The sequence below is a fragment of the Microbulbifer maximicatervae (SeqCode) genome, from assembly GCF_052467695.1.
The window spans coordinates 2,018,796-2,037,181 of sequence record NZ_CP174320.1 but is presented as its reverse complement, the minus strand read 5'-3'; the positions used below and the strand labels follow the sequence as shown (position 1 = coordinate 2,037,181).

26 protein-coding genes are annotated in these 18,386 nt (G+C 50.7%); 6 read left to right on the top strand and 20 right to left on the bottom strand.

What is annotated here, in order from left to right; translation table 11 throughout:
• Positions 1-71: 71 nt before the first annotated feature.
• The 6 genes from uvrA to ACJJI8_RS08885 all read left to right on the top strand — a co-directional run bounded on the left by uvrA (position 72) and on the right by ACJJI8_RS08885 (position 7,922).
• Entirely contained in the window at positions 72-2,897 is a 2,826-nt protein-coding gene (gene uvrA, locus ACJJI8_RS08910; RefSeq protein ID WP_444934818.1) for an excinuclease ABC subunit UvrA, read from the top strand.
• Positions 2,898-2,980: 83 nt separating this feature from the next.
• Positions 2,981-3,589 (top strand): hypothetical protein, encoded by a 609-nt coding sequence (locus tag ACJJI8_RS08905; protein WP_444934817.1) that lies wholly within the window; start codon positions 2,981-2,983, stop codon positions 3,587-3,589.
• A 52-nt stretch (positions 3,590-3,641) separates the two neighbouring features.
• Positions 3,642-4,391, top strand: a complete 750-nt coding sequence (pxpA, locus tag ACJJI8_RS08900; RefSeq protein ID WP_444934816.1) for a 5-oxoprolinase subunit PxpA — start codon at positions 3,642-3,644, stop codon at positions 4,389-4,391.
• Positions 4,388-5,116, top strand: coding sequence for a 5-oxoprolinase subunit PxpB (pxpB, locus tag ACJJI8_RS08895; protein ID WP_444934815.1), 729 nt, complete (start codon positions 4,388-4,390; stop codon positions 5,114-5,116). Before pxpA ends, pxpB begins: the two co-directional genes overlap by 4 nt.
• Positions 5,117-5,128: 12 nt before the next feature.
• Positions 5,129-6,106, top strand: a complete 978-nt coding sequence (locus ACJJI8_RS08890; RefSeq protein ID WP_444934814.1) for a 5-oxoprolinase subunit C family protein — start codon at positions 5,129-5,131, stop codon at positions 6,104-6,106.
• Between the two features lie 361 nt (positions 6,107-6,467).
• Positions 6,468-7,922, top strand: a complete 1,455-nt coding sequence (locus tag ACJJI8_RS08885) for a pectin acetylesterase-family hydrolase (RefSeq protein WP_413664286.1) — start codon at positions 6,468-6,470, stop codon at positions 7,920-7,922.
• A gap of 56 nt (positions 7,923-7,978) precedes the next feature.
• Here the strand turns inward: ACJJI8_RS08885 and ACJJI8_RS08880 are convergent, their stop codons facing one another.
• From ACJJI8_RS08880 to rpsQ, 20 genes are all read right to left on the bottom strand, one after another.
• On the bottom strand, positions 7,979-8,614 hold the full coding sequence (locus ACJJI8_RS08880; RefSeq protein ID WP_444934813.1) for a hypothetical protein: 636 nt from the start codon (positions 8,612-8,614) through the stop codon (positions 7,979-7,981).
• Between the two features lie 133 nt (positions 8,615-8,747).
• Positions 8,748-9,005 carry a YeaC family protein gene (locus ACJJI8_RS08875; RefSeq protein WP_413664284.1) on the bottom strand — a complete coding sequence of 86 codons (258 nt, stop codon included), beginning with the start codon at positions 9,003-9,005 and terminating at the stop codon, positions 8,748-8,750.
• 72 nt (positions 9,006-9,077) lie between these two features.
• Complete coding sequence (gene rplQ, locus ACJJI8_RS08870; protein WP_444934812.1) at positions 9,078-9,464, bottom strand: 50S ribosomal protein L17; 387 nt, start codon at positions 9,462-9,464, stop codon at positions 9,078-9,080.
• Positions 9,465-9,587: 123 nt separating this feature from the next.
• Positions 9,588-10,592, bottom strand: a complete 1,005-nt coding sequence (locus tag ACJJI8_RS08865) for a DNA-directed RNA polymerase subunit alpha (RefSeq protein ID WP_282934387.1) — start codon at positions 10,590-10,592, stop codon at positions 9,588-9,590.
• Positions 10,593-10,636: 44 nt separating this feature from the next.
• The gene (gene rpsD / locus ACJJI8_RS08860) at positions 10,637-11,257 is read right to left on the bottom strand and encodes a 30S ribosomal protein S4 (protein ID WP_108731669.1); all 621 of its coding nucleotides are present in this window, start codon (positions 11,255-11,257) and stop codon (positions 10,637-10,639) included.
• A 15-nt stretch (positions 11,258-11,272) separates the two neighbouring features.
• Complete coding sequence (gene rpsK, locus ACJJI8_RS08855; RefSeq protein WP_020411406.1) at positions 11,273-11,662, bottom strand: 30S ribosomal protein S11; 390 nt, start codon at positions 11,660-11,662, stop codon at positions 11,273-11,275.
• 89 nt (positions 11,663-11,751) lie between these two features.
• Positions 11,752-12,108: a 30S ribosomal protein S13 gene (rpsM, locus tag ACJJI8_RS08850; protein ID WP_282934388.1), complete on the bottom strand. Its 357-nt coding sequence runs from the start codon at positions 12,106-12,108 to the stop codon at positions 11,752-11,754.
• 344 nt (positions 12,109-12,452) lie between these two features.
• A complete protein-coding gene (gene rpmJ / locus ACJJI8_RS08845) occupies positions 12,453-12,569 on the bottom strand; it encodes a 50S ribosomal protein L36 (protein ID WP_010133825.1) in 117 nt (38 codons plus the stop codon).
• Positions 12,570-12,610: 41 nt separating this feature from the next.
• Positions 12,611-13,957: a preprotein translocase subunit SecY gene (gene secY, locus ACJJI8_RS08840; protein WP_444918919.1), complete on the bottom strand. Its 1,347-nt coding sequence runs from the start codon at positions 13,955-13,957 to the stop codon at positions 12,611-12,613.
• A gap of 11 nt (positions 13,958-13,968) precedes the next feature.
• Positions 13,969-14,403, bottom strand: coding sequence for a 50S ribosomal protein L15 (rplO, locus tag ACJJI8_RS08835; protein WP_282934390.1), 435 nt, complete (start codon positions 14,401-14,403; stop codon positions 13,969-13,971).
• Position 14,404: 1 nt separating this feature from the next.
• Positions 14,405-14,590 carry a 50S ribosomal protein L30 gene (gene rpmD, locus ACJJI8_RS08830; protein WP_020411402.1) on the bottom strand — a complete coding sequence of 62 codons (186 nt, stop codon included), beginning with the start codon at positions 14,588-14,590 and terminating at the stop codon, positions 14,405-14,407.
• A 38-nt stretch (positions 14,591-14,628) separates the two neighbouring features.
• A complete protein-coding gene (gene rpsE, locus ACJJI8_RS08825) occupies positions 14,629-15,135 on the bottom strand; it encodes a 30S ribosomal protein S5 (RefSeq protein WP_282934391.1) in 507 nt (168 codons plus the stop codon).
• A gap of 10 nt (positions 15,136-15,145) precedes the next feature.
• Positions 15,146-15,496 (bottom strand): 50S ribosomal protein L18, encoded by a 351-nt coding sequence (gene rplR / locus ACJJI8_RS08820; RefSeq protein ID WP_282934392.1) that lies wholly within the window; start codon positions 15,494-15,496, stop codon positions 15,146-15,148.
• A 13-nt stretch (positions 15,497-15,509) separates the two neighbouring features.
• Entirely contained in the window at positions 15,510-16,043 is a 534-nt protein-coding gene (gene rplF / locus ACJJI8_RS08815; RefSeq protein ID WP_282934393.1) for a 50S ribosomal protein L6, read from the bottom strand.
• A gap of 12 nt (positions 16,044-16,055) precedes the next feature.
• Complete coding sequence (gene rpsH / locus ACJJI8_RS08810) at positions 16,056-16,448, bottom strand: 30S ribosomal protein S8 (RefSeq protein WP_282934394.1); 393 nt, start codon at positions 16,446-16,448, stop codon at positions 16,056-16,058.
• 40 nt (positions 16,449-16,488) lie between these two features.
• Positions 16,489-16,794 carry a 30S ribosomal protein S14 gene (gene rpsN, locus ACJJI8_RS08805; RefSeq protein ID WP_020411397.1) on the bottom strand — a complete coding sequence of 102 codons (306 nt, stop codon included), beginning with the start codon at positions 16,792-16,794 and terminating at the stop codon, positions 16,489-16,491.
• Between the two features lie 9 nt (positions 16,795-16,803).
• A complete protein-coding gene (rplE, locus tag ACJJI8_RS08800; RefSeq protein WP_020411396.1) occupies positions 16,804-17,343 on the bottom strand; it encodes a 50S ribosomal protein L5 in 540 nt (179 codons plus the stop codon).
• Positions 17,344-17,374: 31 nt separating this feature from the next.
• Positions 17,375-17,686, bottom strand: coding sequence for a 50S ribosomal protein L24 (gene rplX / locus ACJJI8_RS08795; protein WP_108731661.1), 312 nt, complete (start codon positions 17,684-17,686; stop codon positions 17,375-17,377).
• Positions 17,687-17,706: 20 nt separating this feature from the next.
• On the bottom strand, positions 17,707-18,075 hold the full coding sequence (rplN, locus tag ACJJI8_RS08790) for a 50S ribosomal protein L14 (RefSeq protein ID WP_067151032.1): 369 nt from the start codon (positions 18,073-18,075) through the stop codon (positions 17,707-17,709).
• A gap of 46 nt (positions 18,076-18,121) precedes the next feature.
• Positions 18,122-18,385: a 30S ribosomal protein S17 gene (gene rpsQ, locus ACJJI8_RS08785; protein ID WP_108731660.1), complete on the bottom strand. Its 264-nt coding sequence runs from the start codon at positions 18,383-18,385 to the stop codon at positions 18,122-18,124.
• Position 18,386 lies beyond the last annotated feature (1 nt).

Genomic DNA, 18,386 nt, shown 5'->3' with positions numbered 1-18,386 from the left:
CCGCAGTTGTGATCGCCCCGCGCGGAGCAAGTCCGAGGCCCGGCCCAGTATTAGCAGCATATAGGTAGAGCGTGGACACGATTTATGTAAGGGGTGCTCGCACCCACAACCTGAAGAATATCGATCTGGACATTCCCCGCGATAAACTGATCGTTATCACCGGCCTGTCCGGTTCCGGCAAATCTTCCCTGGCCTTTGACACCCTCTACGCAGAGGGGCAGCGCCGCTACGTGGAATCACTCTCCACCTACGCCCGTCAATTCCTGTCGATGATGGAAAAGCCGGATGTGGATACCGTCGAGGGGCTATCACCGGCTATTTCAATCGAGCAGAAGTCCACCTCTCACAACCCCCGCTCCACTGTCGGCACCATCACAGAGATCTATGACTACCTGCGGCTGCTGTTTGCCCGGGTTGGAGAACCCCGCTGCCCCGAGCACGACGAACCCCTGCAAGCCCAGACGATCAGCCAGATGGTGGATCAGGTACTGGCTTTACCGGAAGGCAGCAAGATTATGTTGCTGGCGCCGGTAGTTCGCGATCGAAAGGGTGAGCACCAGCACGTATTTGAACAATTGCGCCGGGACGGATTTGTGCGGGCACGGATCGACGGAGTTATCTGTGACCTGGACGACACCCCCAAGCTGGATAAGCGCCGCAAGCACACCATTGAGGTGGTGGTAGACCGCTTTAAGGTGCGTGAGGACCTGCAACTGCGTTTGGCGGAATCCTTCGAAACTGCCCTGAATCTCACCGACGGTATCGCCTCCATCAGTTTTATGGATGGAGACCAGGAAGATCGCCTCTTCTCTGCCCGCCACGCCTGCCCCGTCTGTGACTACTCACTGGATGAGCTGGAACCCCGCCTATTCTCCTTCAACAACCCTTCGGGCGCCTGCCCCAGCTGTGACGGCCTGGGCGTCAAGCAGTTCTTCGATGAAGACAAGGTAATTATCGATTCGGAAAGCAGTATTTCCGAAGGCGCCATTCGCGGTTGGGACAGACGCAACATTTACTATTACCACATGCTCGACTCCCTCGCCGAGCACTACGGTTTCGATCTGGATAAGCCCTGGAAAAAATTACGCAAAGCCCACCGCAAGGTTATCCTGCAGGGCAGTGGCGACGAAGAGATAGACTTCAGCTACGTCAATGATCGCGGCGATGTCACCGTGCGCCAGCACACCTTCGAGGGCATTATCCCCAACTTCCAACGCCGCTATCGGGATACCGAGTCCCAATCGGTACGGGAGGAGTTAGCCAAGTATCTGAGTACACAAAAATGCCCAGAGTGCCACGGTACCCGCCTGCGCCGCGAGGCCCGTCATGTCTTTGTGGATAACCGCACCCTGGCGCAAATTACTGAGCTGCCTGTAGGCGATGCGTTCGAGTATTTCGACCATGAGCTGGCTTTTAAAGGCGCCCAGAAAGAGATTGCCGATAAGATTCTCAAAGAGCTGCGCGATCGATTCCGCTTCCTCGTCGATGTCGGCCTGAATTACCTGACCCTAAACCGCAGTGCAGAAACCCTCTCCGGCGGCGAAGCACAGCGCATTCGCCTCGCCAGCCAGATCGGCGCCGGCCTCGTGGGCGTAATGTATATTCTCGACGAGCCCTCTATCGGCCTACACCAGCGGGACAACGAGCGCCTGCTCAACACCCTTACCCACCTGCGCGATATCGGCAACACGGTTATTGTGGTGGAGCACGATGAGGATGCCATTCGCAGTGCCGACTTTATCGTCGATATTGGCCCCGGTGCCGGTGTCCATGGTGGAGAAGTCGTGGCAGCGGGTACCGCCGATAAAATTGCCAAATGCAAGAAATCCCTAACCGGTCAGTACCTCTCCGGCAAAAAGAAAATTGCCGTACCGGAAGAACGCTACGTACCCGACTCGGACTATTTGTTGCGCCTCGAAGGGGCCAGTGGAAATAATTTACAGGACGTCGATCTGGAGATCCCAGTAGGATTATTTACCTGTGTAACCGGTGTATCCGGCTCTGGTAAGTCCACCCTGATTAATACAACACTCTATCCACTTGCCGCCACTGCACTTAACAAAGCAACAACCCTTAAGGCCTCTCCCTATAAAGAAGTACACGGTCTGGAGCACTTCGACAAATGCGTGGATATTGATCAGAGTCCTATCGGGCGCACTCCTCGCTCAAACCCAGCAACTTACACCGGTATTTTTACCCCAATTCGCGACTTGTTTGCCGGCACCCAGGAAGCCCGCTCACGGGGCTATAAACCTGGACGCTTCAGCTTTAACGTCAAGGGTGGGCGCTGTGAAGCCTGCCAGGGTGACGGGGTGATTAAGGTAGAAATGCACTTTTTGCCGGATGTCTATGTACCCTGTGATACCTGTCACGGCAAGCGCTACAACCGCGAGACCCTGGAAGTGCACTACAAGGGCAAGAATATCCACGAAGTATTGGAAATGACCGTGGAAGATGCACGGGAATTCTTTGACCCTGTGCCTGCAATCGCGAAGAAGTTGCAAACCCTGATGGATGTAGGCCTCTCCTATATCAAGCTGGGTCAGGCTGCCACCACTCTCTCAGGTGGTGAAGCCCAGCGGGTAAAACTCTCCCGCGAACTATCCAAACGGGATACTGGGCAAACCCTGTACATCCTCGACGAACCGACTACCGGCCTGCACTTTGCCGATATCCAATTACTGTTGGATGTTCTGCACCGCCTGCGCGATCACGGCAATACCATCGTAGTTATCGAACACAACCTGGATGTTATCAAAACCGCCGACTGGATTATCGATCTTGGCCCTGAAGGCGGCTCCGGCGGCGGACAGATTATTGCCACGGGAACACCGGAAGAAGTTGCAGGGGTAAAAGCCTCTCACACCGGGCGCTTTCTGAAACCAATGCTAAGTTAGCCAAAGTGATAAGGGTGCCGGCTTGAGAGTCGGTACCCAGCACTACCAATTGTTATTAGAGTAAGCGGCAGGTCCGACACACCATGAAAGTTTTGAATCGCGAACGCTTGAATCTGATTATCGCCTTATGCGCAATTACGATATCTTTCGCCTCCTTTTATGCCACCTATTTACAGGCTAAAGCTGCCAACAAACAAGTAAAAATTATGACCATGCCGGTGGTTAAATTTCATCAAGGAAATTTTGACGCATCAACACAAAAACCTACCATCATATTCACTCTACACAATGCTGGCGCAGGCCCCGCAGTTTTGAAGACTGTTGACTTTACATACAAAGATAAAACCCACCCCAGTTTGGACAGCCTGTTAAAATCCTGTTGCCAGGAGGAGGAAAGCGAGCTGTATCAAGCGATACCTAAGCTGGAAAAAGAGGGCGAAAATACACTCGCTGCACAGAGTGGCTTAAACAAGATAACACTGAATCAAGCCATAATTGCCCCACAATCATCCCTCACCTTTCTCCTGTTACAAAAGACAGCGATAAATGAAGAGCTATGGAGCAAACTGAATGAAATCAGAAACGATATCGAGGTTACTCTATGCGTCTGCTCTCCTCTCGGTGACTGCTACCAGTCGAAAGGCGCACAAATATCCTCTGAAATAAAATCATGCCCCCACAATAAAAAGTAAAACTAGCAGCAGCACCTTTCTATACAGCATACCAATTTAAGGGATAAATAATGTGCACATTGATATCAACTGTGACCTAGGCGAAGGCGCCGATTTAAACAGCTGTGACAGGGACGCTCAAATTATGCCGTTCATTTCTCGCTGCAATATAGCTTGCGGCGGTCACGCCGGCACTCCCGAGATCATGGGTAGATCAATCGAAAACGCCCTAAAAAATAGCTTAATAATCGGCGCGCACCCCAGCTATCCCGACAGGGAAAATTTTGGCCGCAAATCTCTAGTTATTCCTCAAAATAAATTACTCGACTCTCTTTGCACACAAGTAAACCAACTAGAAAATATCGCGCGCAGCCTAGGAGCAACTTTAGACCATATTAAACTACACGGCGCTCTCTACAATGATACAGAGTCAAACAGAGAACTCGCTAAAAGTATTATTACCCTACTCGACAAAGAATATCCTTCACTGAAAATTATTGGGTTAGCCAACGCTGCCATGCAGTTCGCTGCTGCCAAACAAAATAAAACATTTATTCGCGAAGGATTTATGGACAGGCAGTACCTCAGTAATAACCAACTAGCTCCACGCTCAATGGCGGGTGCTGTTATTGCTGAGACAGAACAGTGCTTAGAGCAGGCTATCTGCTTGGCAAAGGGCTTAGAATTTAACGATTATCTTGGTGAAAAATTACAATTCTCTGTGGATACCATCTGCCTCCACGGCGATAATCCCCAAGCACCCATTATCGCCAGACAACTTAAGCAACATCTCAATGCAAACGGCGTGAGTATAGCTCGGTGACACACCCAGCCCCCCATATACCACTAGCTATTACCATTAACGGAGATTGTGCAGTAGATATCCGCTTTTCCGGCAAACCATGCAAGGCTCTTAGCCGGACAATTATCGGTTTGAGAGCGGCTCTATTAAATGAAGTTCATCCAGGTATCATTGATATCATTCCTGCATACCAGTGCTTAACTGTTATTTTCAATCCTTCCCTATGGGATCACAAAACCTTATACCAATTACTCACTAAAACTACCGAGGACTTTCTAAACAACCCTGCCCCCTTCACCAGTAGACCACGCATAGTGCGTATTCCCGTATGCTACGAAGAAGGCTTTTCTCCAGACCTTGAGGCATTATCAGAACATACCAAATTATCGTCACAGGAAATCATCAAACGACATACCGCACAACGTTACTTAGTGCATATGTTGGGCTTTACTCCAGGCTTCTTATACCTTGGCGGACTTGACCCAAAGCTATATTGCCCCAGAAAAGAAACTCCCCGAACCAGAATTCCCGCAGGCGCTGTCGGGATAGGTGGAGAACAAACAGGCATCTACCCACAAGCTACACCGGGGGGATGGCAAATTATTGGCCAGACACCCCTTAGTCTTTTTCAACCTGCGGAACCCTCCCCATTTATCGCTGCACCTTTAGATGAAATTGAATTTTATGCAGTAGATTCTCAGCAATTTCATATACTCTCGCAGAGTACTAAAAGTAGCTCACCCTAAAAAGGAGGGTCTATGGGTATTCACTTTCTTCGAGCAGGGCTACAGACAAGTATTCAGGACCTGGGTCGTCCAGGCATGATGCACTGTGGAATTCCATGGGGAGGTGCTGCCGACCCACTATCGATGAAAATAGCCAACCTGTTATTAGGAAACCCGTTAGGGCACCCAACCTTTGAGATCACCCTGCTCGGCCCTAGAATCGAATTCCTCTGCAATCTCACTATCGCTATAGCCGGAGGCCAATTCAGAGGCTCCTTAAATAACGAGTCAATTGATAATTTCCGAACCTATAGGGTTAAACCTGGTGATATTTTGGATATAGCTCAAGCTATTTCCGGTGCAAGAACCTACCTTGCGATTTCTGCCAAGATAGACGCACCCAATATCTTAGGTAGCTCTGCAACTCACGTTATAAGTAAATTTGGCGCAAATAGTGGCAAACCGATCACATCTAACGAATTCATCCACTTTAAAGAAGTCCACACCGCAAAAGAATCTGTACTAAATAAAAGGTTTCACCTTCACTACTCACATAATTCAAAGCTACGACTAGTGGCTGGACCAGAGAGCAATTTATTTTCCAAGAAATTTATTGAACACTTTTACGGCTCAACCTATCTGGTTTCTACCCAAAGCAATCGTATGGGCATTCGTCTATCCACTAAAAACAATTCTACAATTCATAAAATTACAAACGGAAAGACACAACTATCATCAGCAGGACTCTATCCCGGCAGCATTCAAGTACCACCCGATGCCAATCCTATTATTTCCTTTATTGAGGGACAGACTATTGGCGGGTACCCCCGAATAGGCCATATTATAAAATCGGAACTTCATCGCCTGGGTCAGCTAGCCCCAAAAAACAAAATCACATTTCAAGAAATAAGCATTGAAGAATCGCGTGAAATTTTCAAAAAGAAACAAGACCTAATTAAAAAACTCCAACAGAGCCTGAATCTTAATCACAGGGAGGCACTATCCCTTTAATACAAGCATAAACATTATCAGATACAGAACTATTTAATGCTCAAAAATAACAGCATAAAGTAGAGAATAAAAATTACGCCAAAATAGACAAAATAATTTTATTAAAAATTTAAATGGAATATTTTTGAACAAAAAAAGAAAAAATATTACAGAAATTCTGTGACCGGCAAGTTTCCCCTCATATCTTTCTAGACCAAAACATCATTATTAACTAACCTCATTGGGTTTTACCCAAACAGCGATTTGGACTAGCGTGCAAGTTGATTATCTATAGGGAGCAAATAAATCTCCAAACAATTATTTCAGGATCAACAAAGCACATTCCAAAGAGAAAACACACAATACCTTAAGGGGATTAATAATGATAAAAATTCTCCGCGGTTTTATTTCAATACTCTTAGCGAGTTCTCTACTTATCACAGCGCATGCAAATGCAGAACCGGGTGATTACAACTTCTGGACTACCCTAAAGCATTTGTTTGATCCACCCAATGCCGATGCGCCAGTCACCTCGCAGCAAGCTGAGGGGATGTATCCACTAACTATGGATGACCCCAGTTTTAATGATGATTTTGATCCTGGCGACTACAACACCTGGCAAAAAATTGATGTACCTACCAGTACAGGTGCCATGTGTGGGAATGGATCACCCTATAAGTTCTTTGTTCACCGTGTTCCAGATACCAGTAACACCATTTTCTATTTCGAGGGTGGTGGGGCATGCTGGGACTATGAAAGCTGCTCAGGACAAGCTGGTATTCGCGGGGCTCGCAACCCCAATGGCATTCCCGATGATTACCTAAGCAATGTGCACTTGTTAGATTTTACAAATTTCGAGAATCTTACTACCGCTGGCGTATCCCCTTTGATTTATACACATCATCCCTACGACCAGTATAAAACTGGCGAGTGGAATATGGTTTACGTGCCATACTGCACTGGGGATATCTACGTAGGCGATAAAACTGAAATATACGAGGACACTACTGGCGAGAACCCCGACCTTATCTGGCACCACAATGGATTACGCAACGTTCAGGCAGTTACTTCCTGGGTGAAAAATAATTTGCAAAAACCGAAGCAGATGCTCGCTGCGGGTTGTAGTGCAGGCAGTATTGGTGCCCTGTTTAATTATTCAAAATTGCGCGAGGATATGAATGTCGATTATGGCTATCTCCTCGATGATTCAGGCCCTCTCTATCAGGCACCTTTAGACGGGAGTGACAGCACCCAATATCCCTCATTACCGCTACATAAAGAAGTGCTGCGCTCTTGGACTACCTATACCGCCGATAGCGATGAAAGCTCGGAAAATCCCATCACTATGTTAAAAGCCATAACACCGGGATTCGAAGCCAATCAGCTAGCCTCACTTTATGCTGCGCTTTCCAATAAATTCCCCTCAGATCGATTGGGTATTACGCACTTTCTTGCTGACGGGAATTTTTCATCGTACTCCTACGAGAGATTTTATGAGGATATTTATAATGATCCCGATGCAGACTCCCGTTTAAATAAATTGCGACAGCGCTGGCAGAAAGATACCCATGAAAATTTGATTCCACTGCTGGATCAAACTAGTAACTGGGGCTATTACTTCCCGATGTTCCGCAACTTGAACGAGAGCCACTGCACAACCATTATCGATTTAAACTATGGTGAGATTGCCGAGCACGGGCTTGAATTAAAAGATTTCCTCGACAACATCGTCAATCATAACGGTGGAGGAATGATTCGGGCATACGAAACCGATGAGGTTTCAGATTATGAGGACAATAGTAACTGGTTCTATGATCTGATCGGCTTGTTTATGTAATTAAAATGCCCCCAGCGCTGCCGGTAACTAGCTGGCAGCGCTGAATGATAGAAAGCCTAACTGCCATATACCGCCTCACGGGCGTCCTGAAGGCGTTTACGTAAGTATTCATGTCTACTCATACCATCGGGAAAGGACGTCATCTGCTGAACTTCCTCAACGATCGAGCGCTCAAGATCCTTATAGGTGGAAAAGCCCGGAACCTCGACATGAGGGTCGTAATCCCTGATCACCGTTTGCGCTTTATCCCGATAAATATTAAATAGCTCTTCAGCTCTTTGGGTGAACTCTGCCTGGTTAAGGCTATTTTTTTCCAGCCAGGCCAACTTCATTGAAAGCGCTTCATAGCCTGTAATACGCGATTCCCGCTCTATTTTTTCAATTGCATCCCAGGCCTCTTCACCAGAGAGATTGCCCAGGTCTGCAAAGTAGTCCTTGAGCGCCTGCTTAACATTCTCACGGTCCAGATAAGCCTGAACCCGAGGATGATTTAACAACTCTTCGACCTCCGCATGTTCCAGCTGGGACCAGGGTATGCTGTCAGAAATATTCTTTACTAATTCACTATCATCTTTTAGCGGCTCTATCATCTCGCGCACCTTGGTCACACTTGAGCGCACATCAATATCGTAGTGATCAACCCCTACAACGGCGAGCGTTACTGCTCCGGCAAGCAAAATCAGCTTTTTCATAATTAGTTACCGAGCAAATTAGAAATTATGTATTTGTCTGTCGGTAACTATCTAAGCAGAGAATTGGGAGAGCATGAAAGAAAATAACGCCCTCACCAATGAATAAAGTGCCAATATCTTACAGACTGATTAGCTAGCCAACCCAGTTAACAGCTTGCTCATCGTCTTTTTTTCCTACACAGGGCTCATCCTTGGTCTTCGGCGCCACATAGCCTACCTGCTGCTCCCGCGGAAGGTTTGCGGACTCCCAATTGGAAACCGCTTCTGCGCAGAGGCTGCGCTGCTCAGGGGATAGCGCAACACCATTAGGCCATTTTCCAAGTTCAATGGCCCGCTTTAAGCTGCCCACAATCTCGGGATTCAAACTCTTTAACAGTTGCTCAAAAGACATACAAAAATCTCCTTATGGCAAAAAAAAGGCCGGTCAAAGACCGGCCTTCCGTAGCGCTATGGCTAATAACGCTTAAGCTTCAGCAGCTTCGTCTTCTATTTGAGGACGGTCTACCAGCTCAACGTATGCCATCGGCGCCTTATCACCAGCGCGGAAACCACACTTCATGATACGGATGTAACCACCAGGACGGGCTTCGTAACGAGGACCCAGCTCGTCGAACAGCTTGCGCACAGCATCCTTATCACGGATACGAGCGAAAGCCAGACGGCGGTTAGCAACACTGTCTTTCTTAGCCAGAGTGATCAGCGGCTCGGCAACGCGGCGCAGTTCTTTGGCTTTGGCCAGTGTGGTTTTGATCAGTTCGTGCTCCACCAGAGAGGCGCTCATGTTCTTGAACATGGCCTTGCGGTGAGCGCTCGTGCGGCTGAATTTACGGCCACTATAGCGATGACGCATGACTCAATTCCTTACGACCTAAGTTGCTGTCACAGCAGGTCGTTCTGGAGCGGTGTCGCGCTAAGCTGTAGCACCGCTCGGGTTCTTTCTACTAATCACGACACCGTCGCGACTACCAAATGCTTACAGGGGGCTTAACTTGCTGTCGCCTTTCAGGCTGGCCGGCGGCCAGTTTTCCAGGCGCATACCCAGGGACAAACCACGGGAAGCCAGTACGTCCTTGATTTCAGTCAGAGACTTCTTACCAAGATTCGGCGTCTTCAGCAGTTCTACTTCAGTGCGCTGAATCAGATCACCGATGTAGTAAATATTCTCTGCCTTCAGACAGTTCGCCGAACGTACAGTCAACTCCAGGTCGTCTACCGGGCGCAGTAGTACCGGATCAACTTCAGGCTCTTCAGCCTTCGGCTGTGCATCCTTCTCGCCTTCCAGGTCCACAAATACTGCGAGCTGTTGCTGCAGAATAGTGGCGGCGCGACGAATAGCCTCTTCCGGGTCCAGGGTACCGTTGGTCTCCAGATCCAGAACCAGCTTATCCAGGTCAGTGCGCTGTTCTACACGCGCGCTTTCCACGCTGTAGGAAACGCGACGCACTGGGCTGTATGAAGCATCCAGCTGCAGACGGCCAATTGCACGGCTTTCCTCTTCCTCGCCACGACGAGCATCGGCGGGCTGGTAGCCGCGACCGCGCGCTACAGTGAGACGCAGGTTGAGCTCGACATCACCAGTAATATTGGCGATCACGTGCTCAGGATTAACGATCTCGATGTCGTGATCTACCTGGATATCTCCAGCAGTCACCGCACCTGGGCCCTTTTTGCTCAGGCTCAATACCGCCTGATCCTTACCGTGCATAACAACGGCGATTTCTTTCAGGTTGAGCAGGATTTCAATTACATCTTCCTGCACACCTTCGATCGCGCTGTACTCGTGCTCGACACCTTCGATTTCCACCTCGGTGACGGCGCAGCCCGGCATGGAGGACAGCAGGATGCGACGCAGCGCATTGCCAAGAGTGTGGCCAAAGCCACGCTCCAGGGGCTCCAAAATCACTTTGGCGTGATTCGGATTGTACTCGGTGACGTCAATACGACGCGGTGTCAAAAACTCGTTGACAGCAGTCTGCATAGCCATACCTGTTTACAGTTGCATTCCTTAAAGTGGACTTATTGTTACTTGGAGTACAGTTCCACGATAAGGTTTTCGTTGATCTCTGCCGGCAGATCGACACGATCCGGAGTGCGCTTGAAAGTGCCTTCCAGTTTGCTCGCGTTTACGTCTACCCACTCGACATCGCCACGCTGGGCAGCGAGGGAAACGGAATTCTGGATACGCAGCTGCTTCTTGGCTTTCTCACGTACAGCGATAACGTCGCCTTCTTTAACCTGGAAAGAAGGGATGTTAACGGTAGTGCCGTTTACAAGAATCGCTTTGTGGGAAACCAGCTGACGCGCTTCAGAGCGAGTTGAGCCGAAGCCCATGCGGTAAACCACGTTGTCCAGACGCTGCTCGAGAAGTTGCAGCAGGTTTTCACCTGTAGCGCCCTTCAGACGTGCTGCTTCCTTATAGTAGTTACGGAACTGCTTTTCCAGTACGCCGTAGATACGACGAACTTTTTGCTTTTCACGCAGCTGAATACCGTAGTCGGACAGACGACCGCGACCAGCGCCGTGCTGACCGGGTTTGGATTCTGCGCGACACTTGGAGTCGTGCGGACGAACACCACTCTTCAGCTGCAGGTCAGTCCCTTCACGACGGGACAGTTTACATTTTGGTCCAATATAACGTGCCATTTTGTCAGCCCCCTCTTACACGCGACGCTTTTTAGGTGGACGACATCCGTTATGCGGGATAGGCGTCACGTCGGTGATGTTGGTGATCTTGTAGCCGCAGTTGTTCAGTGCACGAACGGCAGATTCGCGACCGGGGCCAGGGCCCTTAACTTCTACGTCGAGGTTTTTCAGGCCGTATTCCTGAGCTGCAGTACCTGCGCGCTCAGCGGCAACCTGGGCTGCAAACGGGGTGCTCTTACGCGAGCCACGGAAGCCAGATCCACCTGCGGTGGCCCAGCTGAGGGTATTACCCTGGCGATCAGTGATCGTCACGATCGTGTTGTTGAACGATGCGTGGATGTGGGCAATACCGTCGACAACGGTCTTTTTGACCTTTTTGCGAACAGTAGTTTTTGGCTTAGCCATACCAGTATCCTAAATCCTGTATCAAATCCCCTCGGCGATTAGCCGGACGGGGCATCTTGAACCGCGATTTCGCGCCTTTTAGTTAAGGCTTACTTGCGAATCGGCTTGCGCGGACCCTTACGGGTGCGAGCATTGGTCTTGGTGCGCTGACCACGCAGCGGCAAGCTGCGACGGTGACGCAGACCGCGATAACAACCCAGATCCATCAAACGCTTGATGTTCATGGATATTTCACGGCGCAGGTCGCCTTCCACGGTCAGTTTTGCAACTTCACCACGGATGGTTTCGATCTGCTCTTCAGACAGTTCGCGGATTTTGGTGGATTCAGCGATACCAACCGCTGCCAAAATAGACTTAGCCGTAGTGCGACCAACCCCATAAATGTGGGTCAGGGAGATTACGGCGTGCTTGTGGTCTGGTACATTGACACCAGCAATACGTGCCATAGAGGCGTACTCCACGTATTGGAGTCACTGCTTTATATTAAGTATGTGACTCTACTTTGATTTCGGCGCTGACAGCGACTAAAAAACCGGCGGCGCCACCAAAAAGGCGCGCAAGAATAGCTTTTCAGACACTAATTTGCAATAGCCAACGTCCGCATCGGTCCCCCGAAGCGGATGAAGACGACAGTCAACGCCCCCAGTTGGAAGTTTGCTGTTGCTAACTTCCCACCCCAAAAAACTTCCCGGGGTGTTGCCATTCGATACGGGGCTGTATCGAGTAGCGAATTTTTCCAGCTTTTACAGAGGCGCCCTGTGGGCGCTCTCCGCAAGGGGCTGGCCCCTTCTTAGCCTTGACGCTGCTTGTGACGTGGCTCAGCGCTGCAGATTACCCGCAGAACACCCTTGCGACGCACGATTTTGCAGTTACGGCAGATCTTTTTTACAGAAGCGCGTACTTTCATGACCTTACCTCAATTCAATCAAACTGCGAGCAGGCGACGCCCTAGCGACGACCGTAGCTTTGCAGGTTAGATTTTTTCATCAAACCCTCGTACTGGTGCGACAGCAGATGCGATTGTACCTGTGCCATAAAGTCCATCACTACGACTACAACGATCAGCAGTGAGGTACCCCCCAGATAGAAGGGAACGTTAAACCCAACCACCAGGAACTGCGGCAGCAGGGATACCAGTGCGATGTATACAGCACCCACCAGAGTGAGGCGAGTCAGCACGCTATCGATATAGCGGGCCGTCTGCTCTCCAGGGCGAATACCTGGCACATAAGCACCGGACTTTTTCAGGTTATCCGCAACTTCATTCGGGTTGAACATCAACGCCGTGTAGAAGAAACAGAAGAAACCAATCAACAGTGCGAACAGAATAATGTTCAGCGGTTGCCCTGGTCCAAGCTGCAACGCCATCCACTGCAGGATCTCTGCACCGAGACCTTCCCCGCCCTGACCAAACCACTGTGCCAGTGTGGCCGGGAACAACAGGATACTGCTGGCAAAGATTACCGGAATTACACCGGCCATGTTTACCTTCAGCGGCAAGTGGCTCGCCTGTGCAGCTGGAGCTGCAGAGTAACGTCCCGCTTGGCGCCTGGCGTGATTGATCGTAATGCGGCGCTGGCCGCGTTCCATAACAACCACAAAGAACACTACAGCAAGAGCGATGACGCCAATCATCAACAGCATGAGTATGTGCAGCTCACCCTGTCTCGCCTGTTCAAATGCCTGGCCGATGGCACCGGGTAAACCGGCGACGATACCGGCAAAAATCAGCATGGAAATGCCGTTGCCAACACCGCGCTCAGTGATCTGCTCACCGAGCCACATCATAAATACAGCACCAGTCACCAGTGACGTTACCGCCACAAAGTAAAAACCAAACGCGGGCTCAGATGAGTAAGCCAGGTTCTGCCCTGCCAGGCCGAAAGTCATACCGACCCCCTGAATCAGGGCCAGTATTACCGTCAGATAGCGGGTATACTGGTTGATCTTACGTCTTCCGGCCTCCCCTTCCTTCTTCAACGCTTCCAGAGAGGGAGTCACCGCGCTCATCAACTGCATGATGATGGACGCGGAGATGTAGGGCATGATGCCCAGCGCCAGAATACTCATCCTTTCCAGGGCGCCGCCTGAAAACATGTTAAACAGGCCAAGGATGGTTCCCTGGTTCTGGTTAAACAGGTTTGACAGCTTTTCCGGATCAATGCCGGGCACCGGAATATGTGTCCCCAGTCGATAAACAAGAATCGCTAGAAACAGAAAACGAAGGCGAGCCCAAAGCTCGCCCAATCCCTTGCTGTTGCCCAGGGGATTTCCACCGGATCCTGGTCGTGCCATTGGCGCCTCGATTAGTCTTCTATTTTACCGCCAGCAGCTTCAATCGCTGCCTTTGCACCTTTGGTAACTCCCAGACCCTTAACGGTAACAGCTTTGGTCAGCTCACCTGAGAGGAACACTTTGGCGCGTTTAATATGGCTGCCGATGATATCGGCATTCTTAAGCGCTGCCAAATCGATTACGTCATTTTCTACCTTCGCCAGCTCAGCCAGACGTACTTCTGCGGTAAAGCGAGAAACACGAGCGGTGAAACCGTACTTAGGAAGACGCTTCTGCAAAGGCATCTGACCGCCTTCGAAGCCCGGACGAACACTGCCGCCGGAACGCGCTTTCTGACCTTTGTGGCCGCGGCCACCGGTCTTACCAATTCCGCTACCAATACCGCGACCAACGCGCTTGGCGCTGTGCTTGTGGCCTGGTGCTGGAGACAAGTCGTTCAAACGCATGTTATTCCCCCTCAACCTTAACCAGGTAGTTTACTTTGTTGATCATACCGCGCACGGAGGGAGTATCCTCCACTTCCACTGTGTGGCCGATGCGGCGCAGGCCCAGACCCGCAACGCACGCCTGATGACTTTTCAGGCGTCCGTTGATGCTTTTGGTCTGGGTCACTTTTATGGTCTTCTTAGCCATGGTCTTAACCCACCAATAACCTTAAATCCGAGCTGTAATTAGCCCAGAATCTCTTCGACAGATTTACCGCGCTTGGCAGCTACATCTTCCGGGCTCTGCATTTGCTCCAGAGCTTTGAAAGTTGCACGTACTACGTTCACCGGGTTGGTGGAGCCGTAACACTTAGCCAATACGTTGTGTACACCAGCCATTTCCAGAACGGAGCGCATAGCACCGCCGGCAATTACACCGGTACCCTGGGAAGCGGGCTGCATGTAAATCTTGGAACCGCCGTGGCGACCATTGGTAGCGTACTGGATGGTGTCACCATTCAGGTCTACCTGGATCATGTTGCGGCGTGCAGATTCCATCGCCTTTTGAATCGCTACAGGCACTTCACGTGCCTTGCCGCGACCAAAGCCAACACGGCCATTGCCATCACCAACTACGGTCAGTGCGGTAAAGGCGAAGATACGACCACCTTTAACAGTCTTGGCAACGCGGTTGACCTGGACCAGCTTCTCCTGCAGGCCTTCGTCGTTGCTTTTGTCTTTCTCTCTAGCCATAACTCAACCCTTAGAATTTCAGACCGGCTTCGCGGGCAGCGTCAGCCAGAGCCTTAACACGGCCATGGTATCTGAAGCCGCTACGATCGAAGGCAACTTGTTCAACGCCAGCGGCTTTCGCGCGCTCAGCGATCAGTTTGCCAACTGCAGCAGCAGCGTCAGCGTTGCCAGTTTTACCAGAGCGCAGGTCCTTGTCCAGGGTAGAGGCGGAAGCCAATACCGCGCTGCCTTCGGCAGACAGGATCTGTGCGTAAATGTGGCGCGGGGTGCGGTTCACGGTGAGGCGAACGGCGCCCAGCTCACGGATCTTGGCGCGGGCACGACGTGCACGACGCAAGCGAGATGCTTTCTTAACGTTCATATCTATGCCCTACTTACTTCTTCTTGGCCTCTTTGCGATACACGCGCTCGTCGGCATAACGGACACCCTTACCTTTGTAGGGCTCCGGCGGACGGAACGAGCGGATCTCAGCGGCCACTTGGCCCAGCAGCTGTTTATTGCTGCTCTTCAGTACGATTTCAGTCTGGGATGGAGTTTCCGCAGTCACACCTTCCGGCAACTGATAATCGATCGGATGGGAGAAGCCCAGGGTCAGGTTAACCGCTTTACCGGCTGCTTTCGCACGATAACCAACACCCAGCAACTGCAGCTTCTTCTCGAAGCCCTTGCTTACGCCTATCACCATGTTATTGACCAAAGCACGGGTGGTACCCGCCAAGGCTCTGGCCTGCTTGGAGTTATTGCGCGCGGCAAAAGTCAGCTGGCTTTCAGCCTCGCTCACTTCTACATCACCGTGAATAACCATATCCAGGTTACCGCTACCGCCTTTAACAGCGATATTTTGACCTTTCAGGTCTACGGTTACACCTGCGGGGATAACTACCGGACTATTTGCTACTCGAGACATTGCAACCCCCGCTTAGAATACGGTGCAAAGCACTTCGCCACCGATACCAGCCTGACGTGCAGCGCGGTCAGTCATCACACCATTAGAGGTGGAAACGATCGCGACACCCAGGCCACCACGTACGGTAGGCAGAGCTTTTTTACCAGTGTAAGCGCGCAGGCCCGGACGGGAAACGCGATTGAGCTCGGCAATAACCGGCTTGCCCTGGAAGTATTTCAGAGCAATGGTCAGTTCCGGCTTAGCGCCTTCGCTTACGTTTAAATCAGTAACGTAACCTTCGTCTTTCAGGACTTTGGCCACTGCTACTTTCAGTTTGGATGATGGCAGGGTGACTTCCGCCTTTCCGCGCGCCAGGGCATTGCGGATGCGAGTCAGCATATCTGCCAACGGATCTTGCATACTCATCTTATGAGACTCCTCAAATCTGCCTTAAACCAGCTGGTAATTACCAGCTGGACTTCACGAGGCCAGGAACATCACCACGCATCGCAGCTTCACGAAGCTTGTTACGGCACAGGCCGAACTTGCGGTATACAGCGTGGGGGCGACCAGTAATACGACAGCGGCGTTGCTGACGTACCGGGCTTGCATCGCGCGGCATTTTCTGCAGCTTGAGTTGAGCCTCCCACTGCTCCTCTTCGGAAGCAGTGGAACTGGCGATGATCGCCTTCAGCTCTTGACGCTTCTCGGCGTACTTAGCTGCGGTTCGAGCGCGCTTGTTTTCGCGCGCAATCATGGATTTCTTCGCCATGGAATCCTCTTAACCCTTGAAAGGGAAGTTGAACGCTTTCAGCAGCGCACGACCTTGATCGTCGTTTGCAGCTGTAGTGGTAATACAAATATCCAGACCGCGGAGCTTGTCTACTTTGTCGTAGTCAATTTCCGGGAAGATGATTTGCTCAGTCACGCCCATAGAGAAGTTACCGCGGCCGTCGAACTGCTTCGGGCTAATGCCACGGAAGTCGCGGATACGCGGAATCGCGATGTCAACCAAACGCTCCAGGAACTCATACATGCGCTCACCGCGCAGAGTTACCTTGCAGCCGATCGGCCAACCGTCACGAATCTTAAAGCCCGCAATAGACTTGCGCGCTTTAGTAACGATGGGCTTTTGACCAGTAATTGCTGTCATATCGTTGACAGCGTGCTCCAGCACCTTCTTATCACCAATCGCTTCACCAACACCCATGTTGATGGTGATCTTGGTGATGCGCGGCACTGCCATCACATTCTCGAGACCAAGCTCTTCTTTTAGCTTGGCCACGAGGTCCTTAGTGTAGAGCTCTTTAAGCTTTGCCATGATCTACCAACCTGCTTTTGCGTCAAGAGCCTTAGATGGCTTCGCCGCTGGATTTGAAGACGCGAATCTTAGTGCCGTCTTCCAGTACTTTAAAGCCCACCCGGTCAGCCTTCTGGGTGTTAGGGTTGAAGATGGCTACGTTGGAAGCTTGGATAGCAGCTTCTTTCTCAACGATGCCACCCGCAATACCCATCTGTGGGTTTGGCTTTTGGTGCTTTTTGATCATCTGTATGCCGGAGACAATCAGACGGCCGTCGTTCAGTACTTTACGTACTGAACCACGTTTGCCCTTGTCACGACCGGCGATAACGATCACTTCGTCGTCACGCTTGATCTTGCGCATAACTCTTCTCCGCTCGAGGCCTAGATAACTTCGGGAGCGAGGGAGATGATCTTCATGAACTTCTCACCACGCAATTCGCGAGTTACCGGACCAAAAATACGGGTGCCAACCGGCGCCAGTTGCTGGTTCAGCAGCACCGCTGCGTTATCGTCAAATTTAATCAGGGAACCGTCCGCGCGACGCACACCTTTTTTGGTGCGAACCACAACGGCGTTCATTACCTGACCTTTCTTCACTTTACCGCGGGGGATGGCTTCCTTAACGGTTACCTTGATAATGTCGCCCACGCCGGCATAACGACGATGGGAGCCGCCCAGCACCTTGATGCACATGACGCGGCGAGCCCCACTGTTGTCAGCTACTTCTAAGTAGGATTCCGCTTGAATCATTGTCTCTCTCCGAAACCTTTCAATTCGGCAGTCAATGCGCTAGGGGTTATACCTTCGCCGCACGCTCTACAATTTTCTGCAAAGCCCAAGATTTGCTCTTGGACAGAGGACGAGATTCCTCGATGGTTACAACATCACCGATGCTGCAATCATTGTTCTCATCATGTGCCTTGAGCTTTGTGGACTTGTTTACAATTTTGCCGTAGATCGGGTGCTTAACACGGCGCTCGATCAAAACGGTGATGGTTTTATCCATCTTGTCACTCACAACCTTGCCGGTCAGAGTACGCTTCAGTTTTGCTTCAGCCATG

Bases quoted from the DNA above. Each gene is read 5' to 3' on its own strand.
- ACJJI8_RS08905 (WP_444934817.1), top strand. From the start codon at position 2,981: ATGAAAGTTTTGAATCGCGAACGCTTGAATCTGATTATCGCCTTATGC.
- ACJJI8_RS08890 (WP_444934814.1), top strand. From the start codon at position 5,129: ATGGGTATTCACTTTCTTCGAGCAGGGCTACAGACAAGTATTCAGGAC.
- ACJJI8_RS08885 (WP_413664286.1), top strand. From the start codon at position 6,468: ATGATAAAAATTCTCCGCGGTTTTATTTCAATACTCTTAGCGAGTTCT.
- ACJJI8_RS08880 (WP_444934813.1), bottom strand. From the start codon at position 8,614: ATGAAAAAGCTGATTTTGCTTGCCGGAGCAGTAACGCTCGCCGTTGTA.
- ACJJI8_RS08875 (WP_413664284.1), bottom strand. From the start codon at position 9,005: ATGTCTTTTGAGCAACTGTTAAAGAGTTTGAATCCCGAGATTGTGGGC.
- rplQ (WP_444934812.1), bottom strand. From the start codon at position 9,464: ATGCGTCATCGCTATAGTGGCCGTAAATTCAGCCGCACGAGCGCTCAC.
- ACJJI8_RS08865 (WP_282934387.1), bottom strand. From the start codon at position 10,592: ATGCAGACTGCTGTCAACGAGTTTTTGACACCGCGTCGTATTGACGTC.
- rpsD (WP_108731669.1), bottom strand. From the start codon at position 11,257: ATGGCACGTTATATTGGACCAAAATGTAAACTGTCCCGTCGTGAAGGG.
- rpsK (WP_020411406.1), bottom strand. From the start codon at position 11,662: ATGGCTAAGCCAAAAACTACTGTTCGCAAAAAGGTCAAAAAGACCGTT.
- rpsM (WP_282934388.1), bottom strand. From the start codon at position 12,108: ATGGCACGTATTGCTGGTGTCAATGTACCAGACCACAAGCACGCCGTA.
- rpmJ (WP_010133825.1), bottom strand. From the start codon at position 12,569: ATGAAAGTACGCGCTTCTGTAAAAAAGATCTGCCGTAACTGCAAAATC.
- secY (WP_444918919.1), bottom strand. From the start codon at position 13,957: ATGGCACGACCAGGATCCGGTGGAAATCCCCTGGGCAACAGCAAGGGA.
- rplO (WP_282934390.1), bottom strand. From the start codon at position 14,403: ATGCGTTTGAACGACTTGTCTCCAGCACCAGGCCACAAGCACAGCGCC.
- rpmD (WP_020411402.1), bottom strand. From the start codon at position 14,590: ATGGCTAAGAAGACCATAAAAGTGACCCAGACCAAAAGCATCAACGGA.
- rpsE (WP_282934391.1), bottom strand. From the start codon at position 15,135: ATGGCTAGAGAGAAAGACAAAAGCAACGACGAAGGCCTGCAGGAGAAG.
- rplR (WP_282934392.1), bottom strand. From the start codon at position 15,496: ATGAACGTTAAGAAAGCATCTCGCTTGCGTCGTGCACGTCGTGCCCGC.
- rplF (WP_282934393.1), bottom strand. From the start codon at position 16,043: ATGTCTCGAGTAGCAAATAGTCCGGTAGTTATCCCCGCAGGTGTAACC.
- rpsH (WP_282934394.1), bottom strand. From the start codon at position 16,448: ATGAGTATGCAAGATCCGTTGGCAGATATGCTGACTCGCATCCGCAAT.
- rpsN (WP_020411397.1), bottom strand. From the start codon at position 16,794: ATGGCGAAGAAATCCATGATTGCGCGCGAAAACAAGCGCGCTCGAACC.
- rplE (WP_020411396.1), bottom strand. From the start codon at position 17,343: ATGGCAAAGCTTAAAGAGCTCTACACTAAGGACCTCGTGGCCAAGCTA.
- rplX (WP_108731661.1), bottom strand. From the start codon at position 17,686: ATGCGCAAGATCAAGCGTGACGACGAAGTGATCGTTATCGCCGGTCGT.
- rplN (WP_067151032.1), bottom strand. From the start codon at position 18,075: ATGATTCAAGCGGAATCCTACTTAGAAGTAGCTGACAACAGTGGGGCT.
- rpsQ (WP_108731660.1), bottom strand. From the start codon at position 18,385: ATGGCTGAAGCAAAACTGAAGCGTACTCTGACCGGCAAGGTTGTGAGT.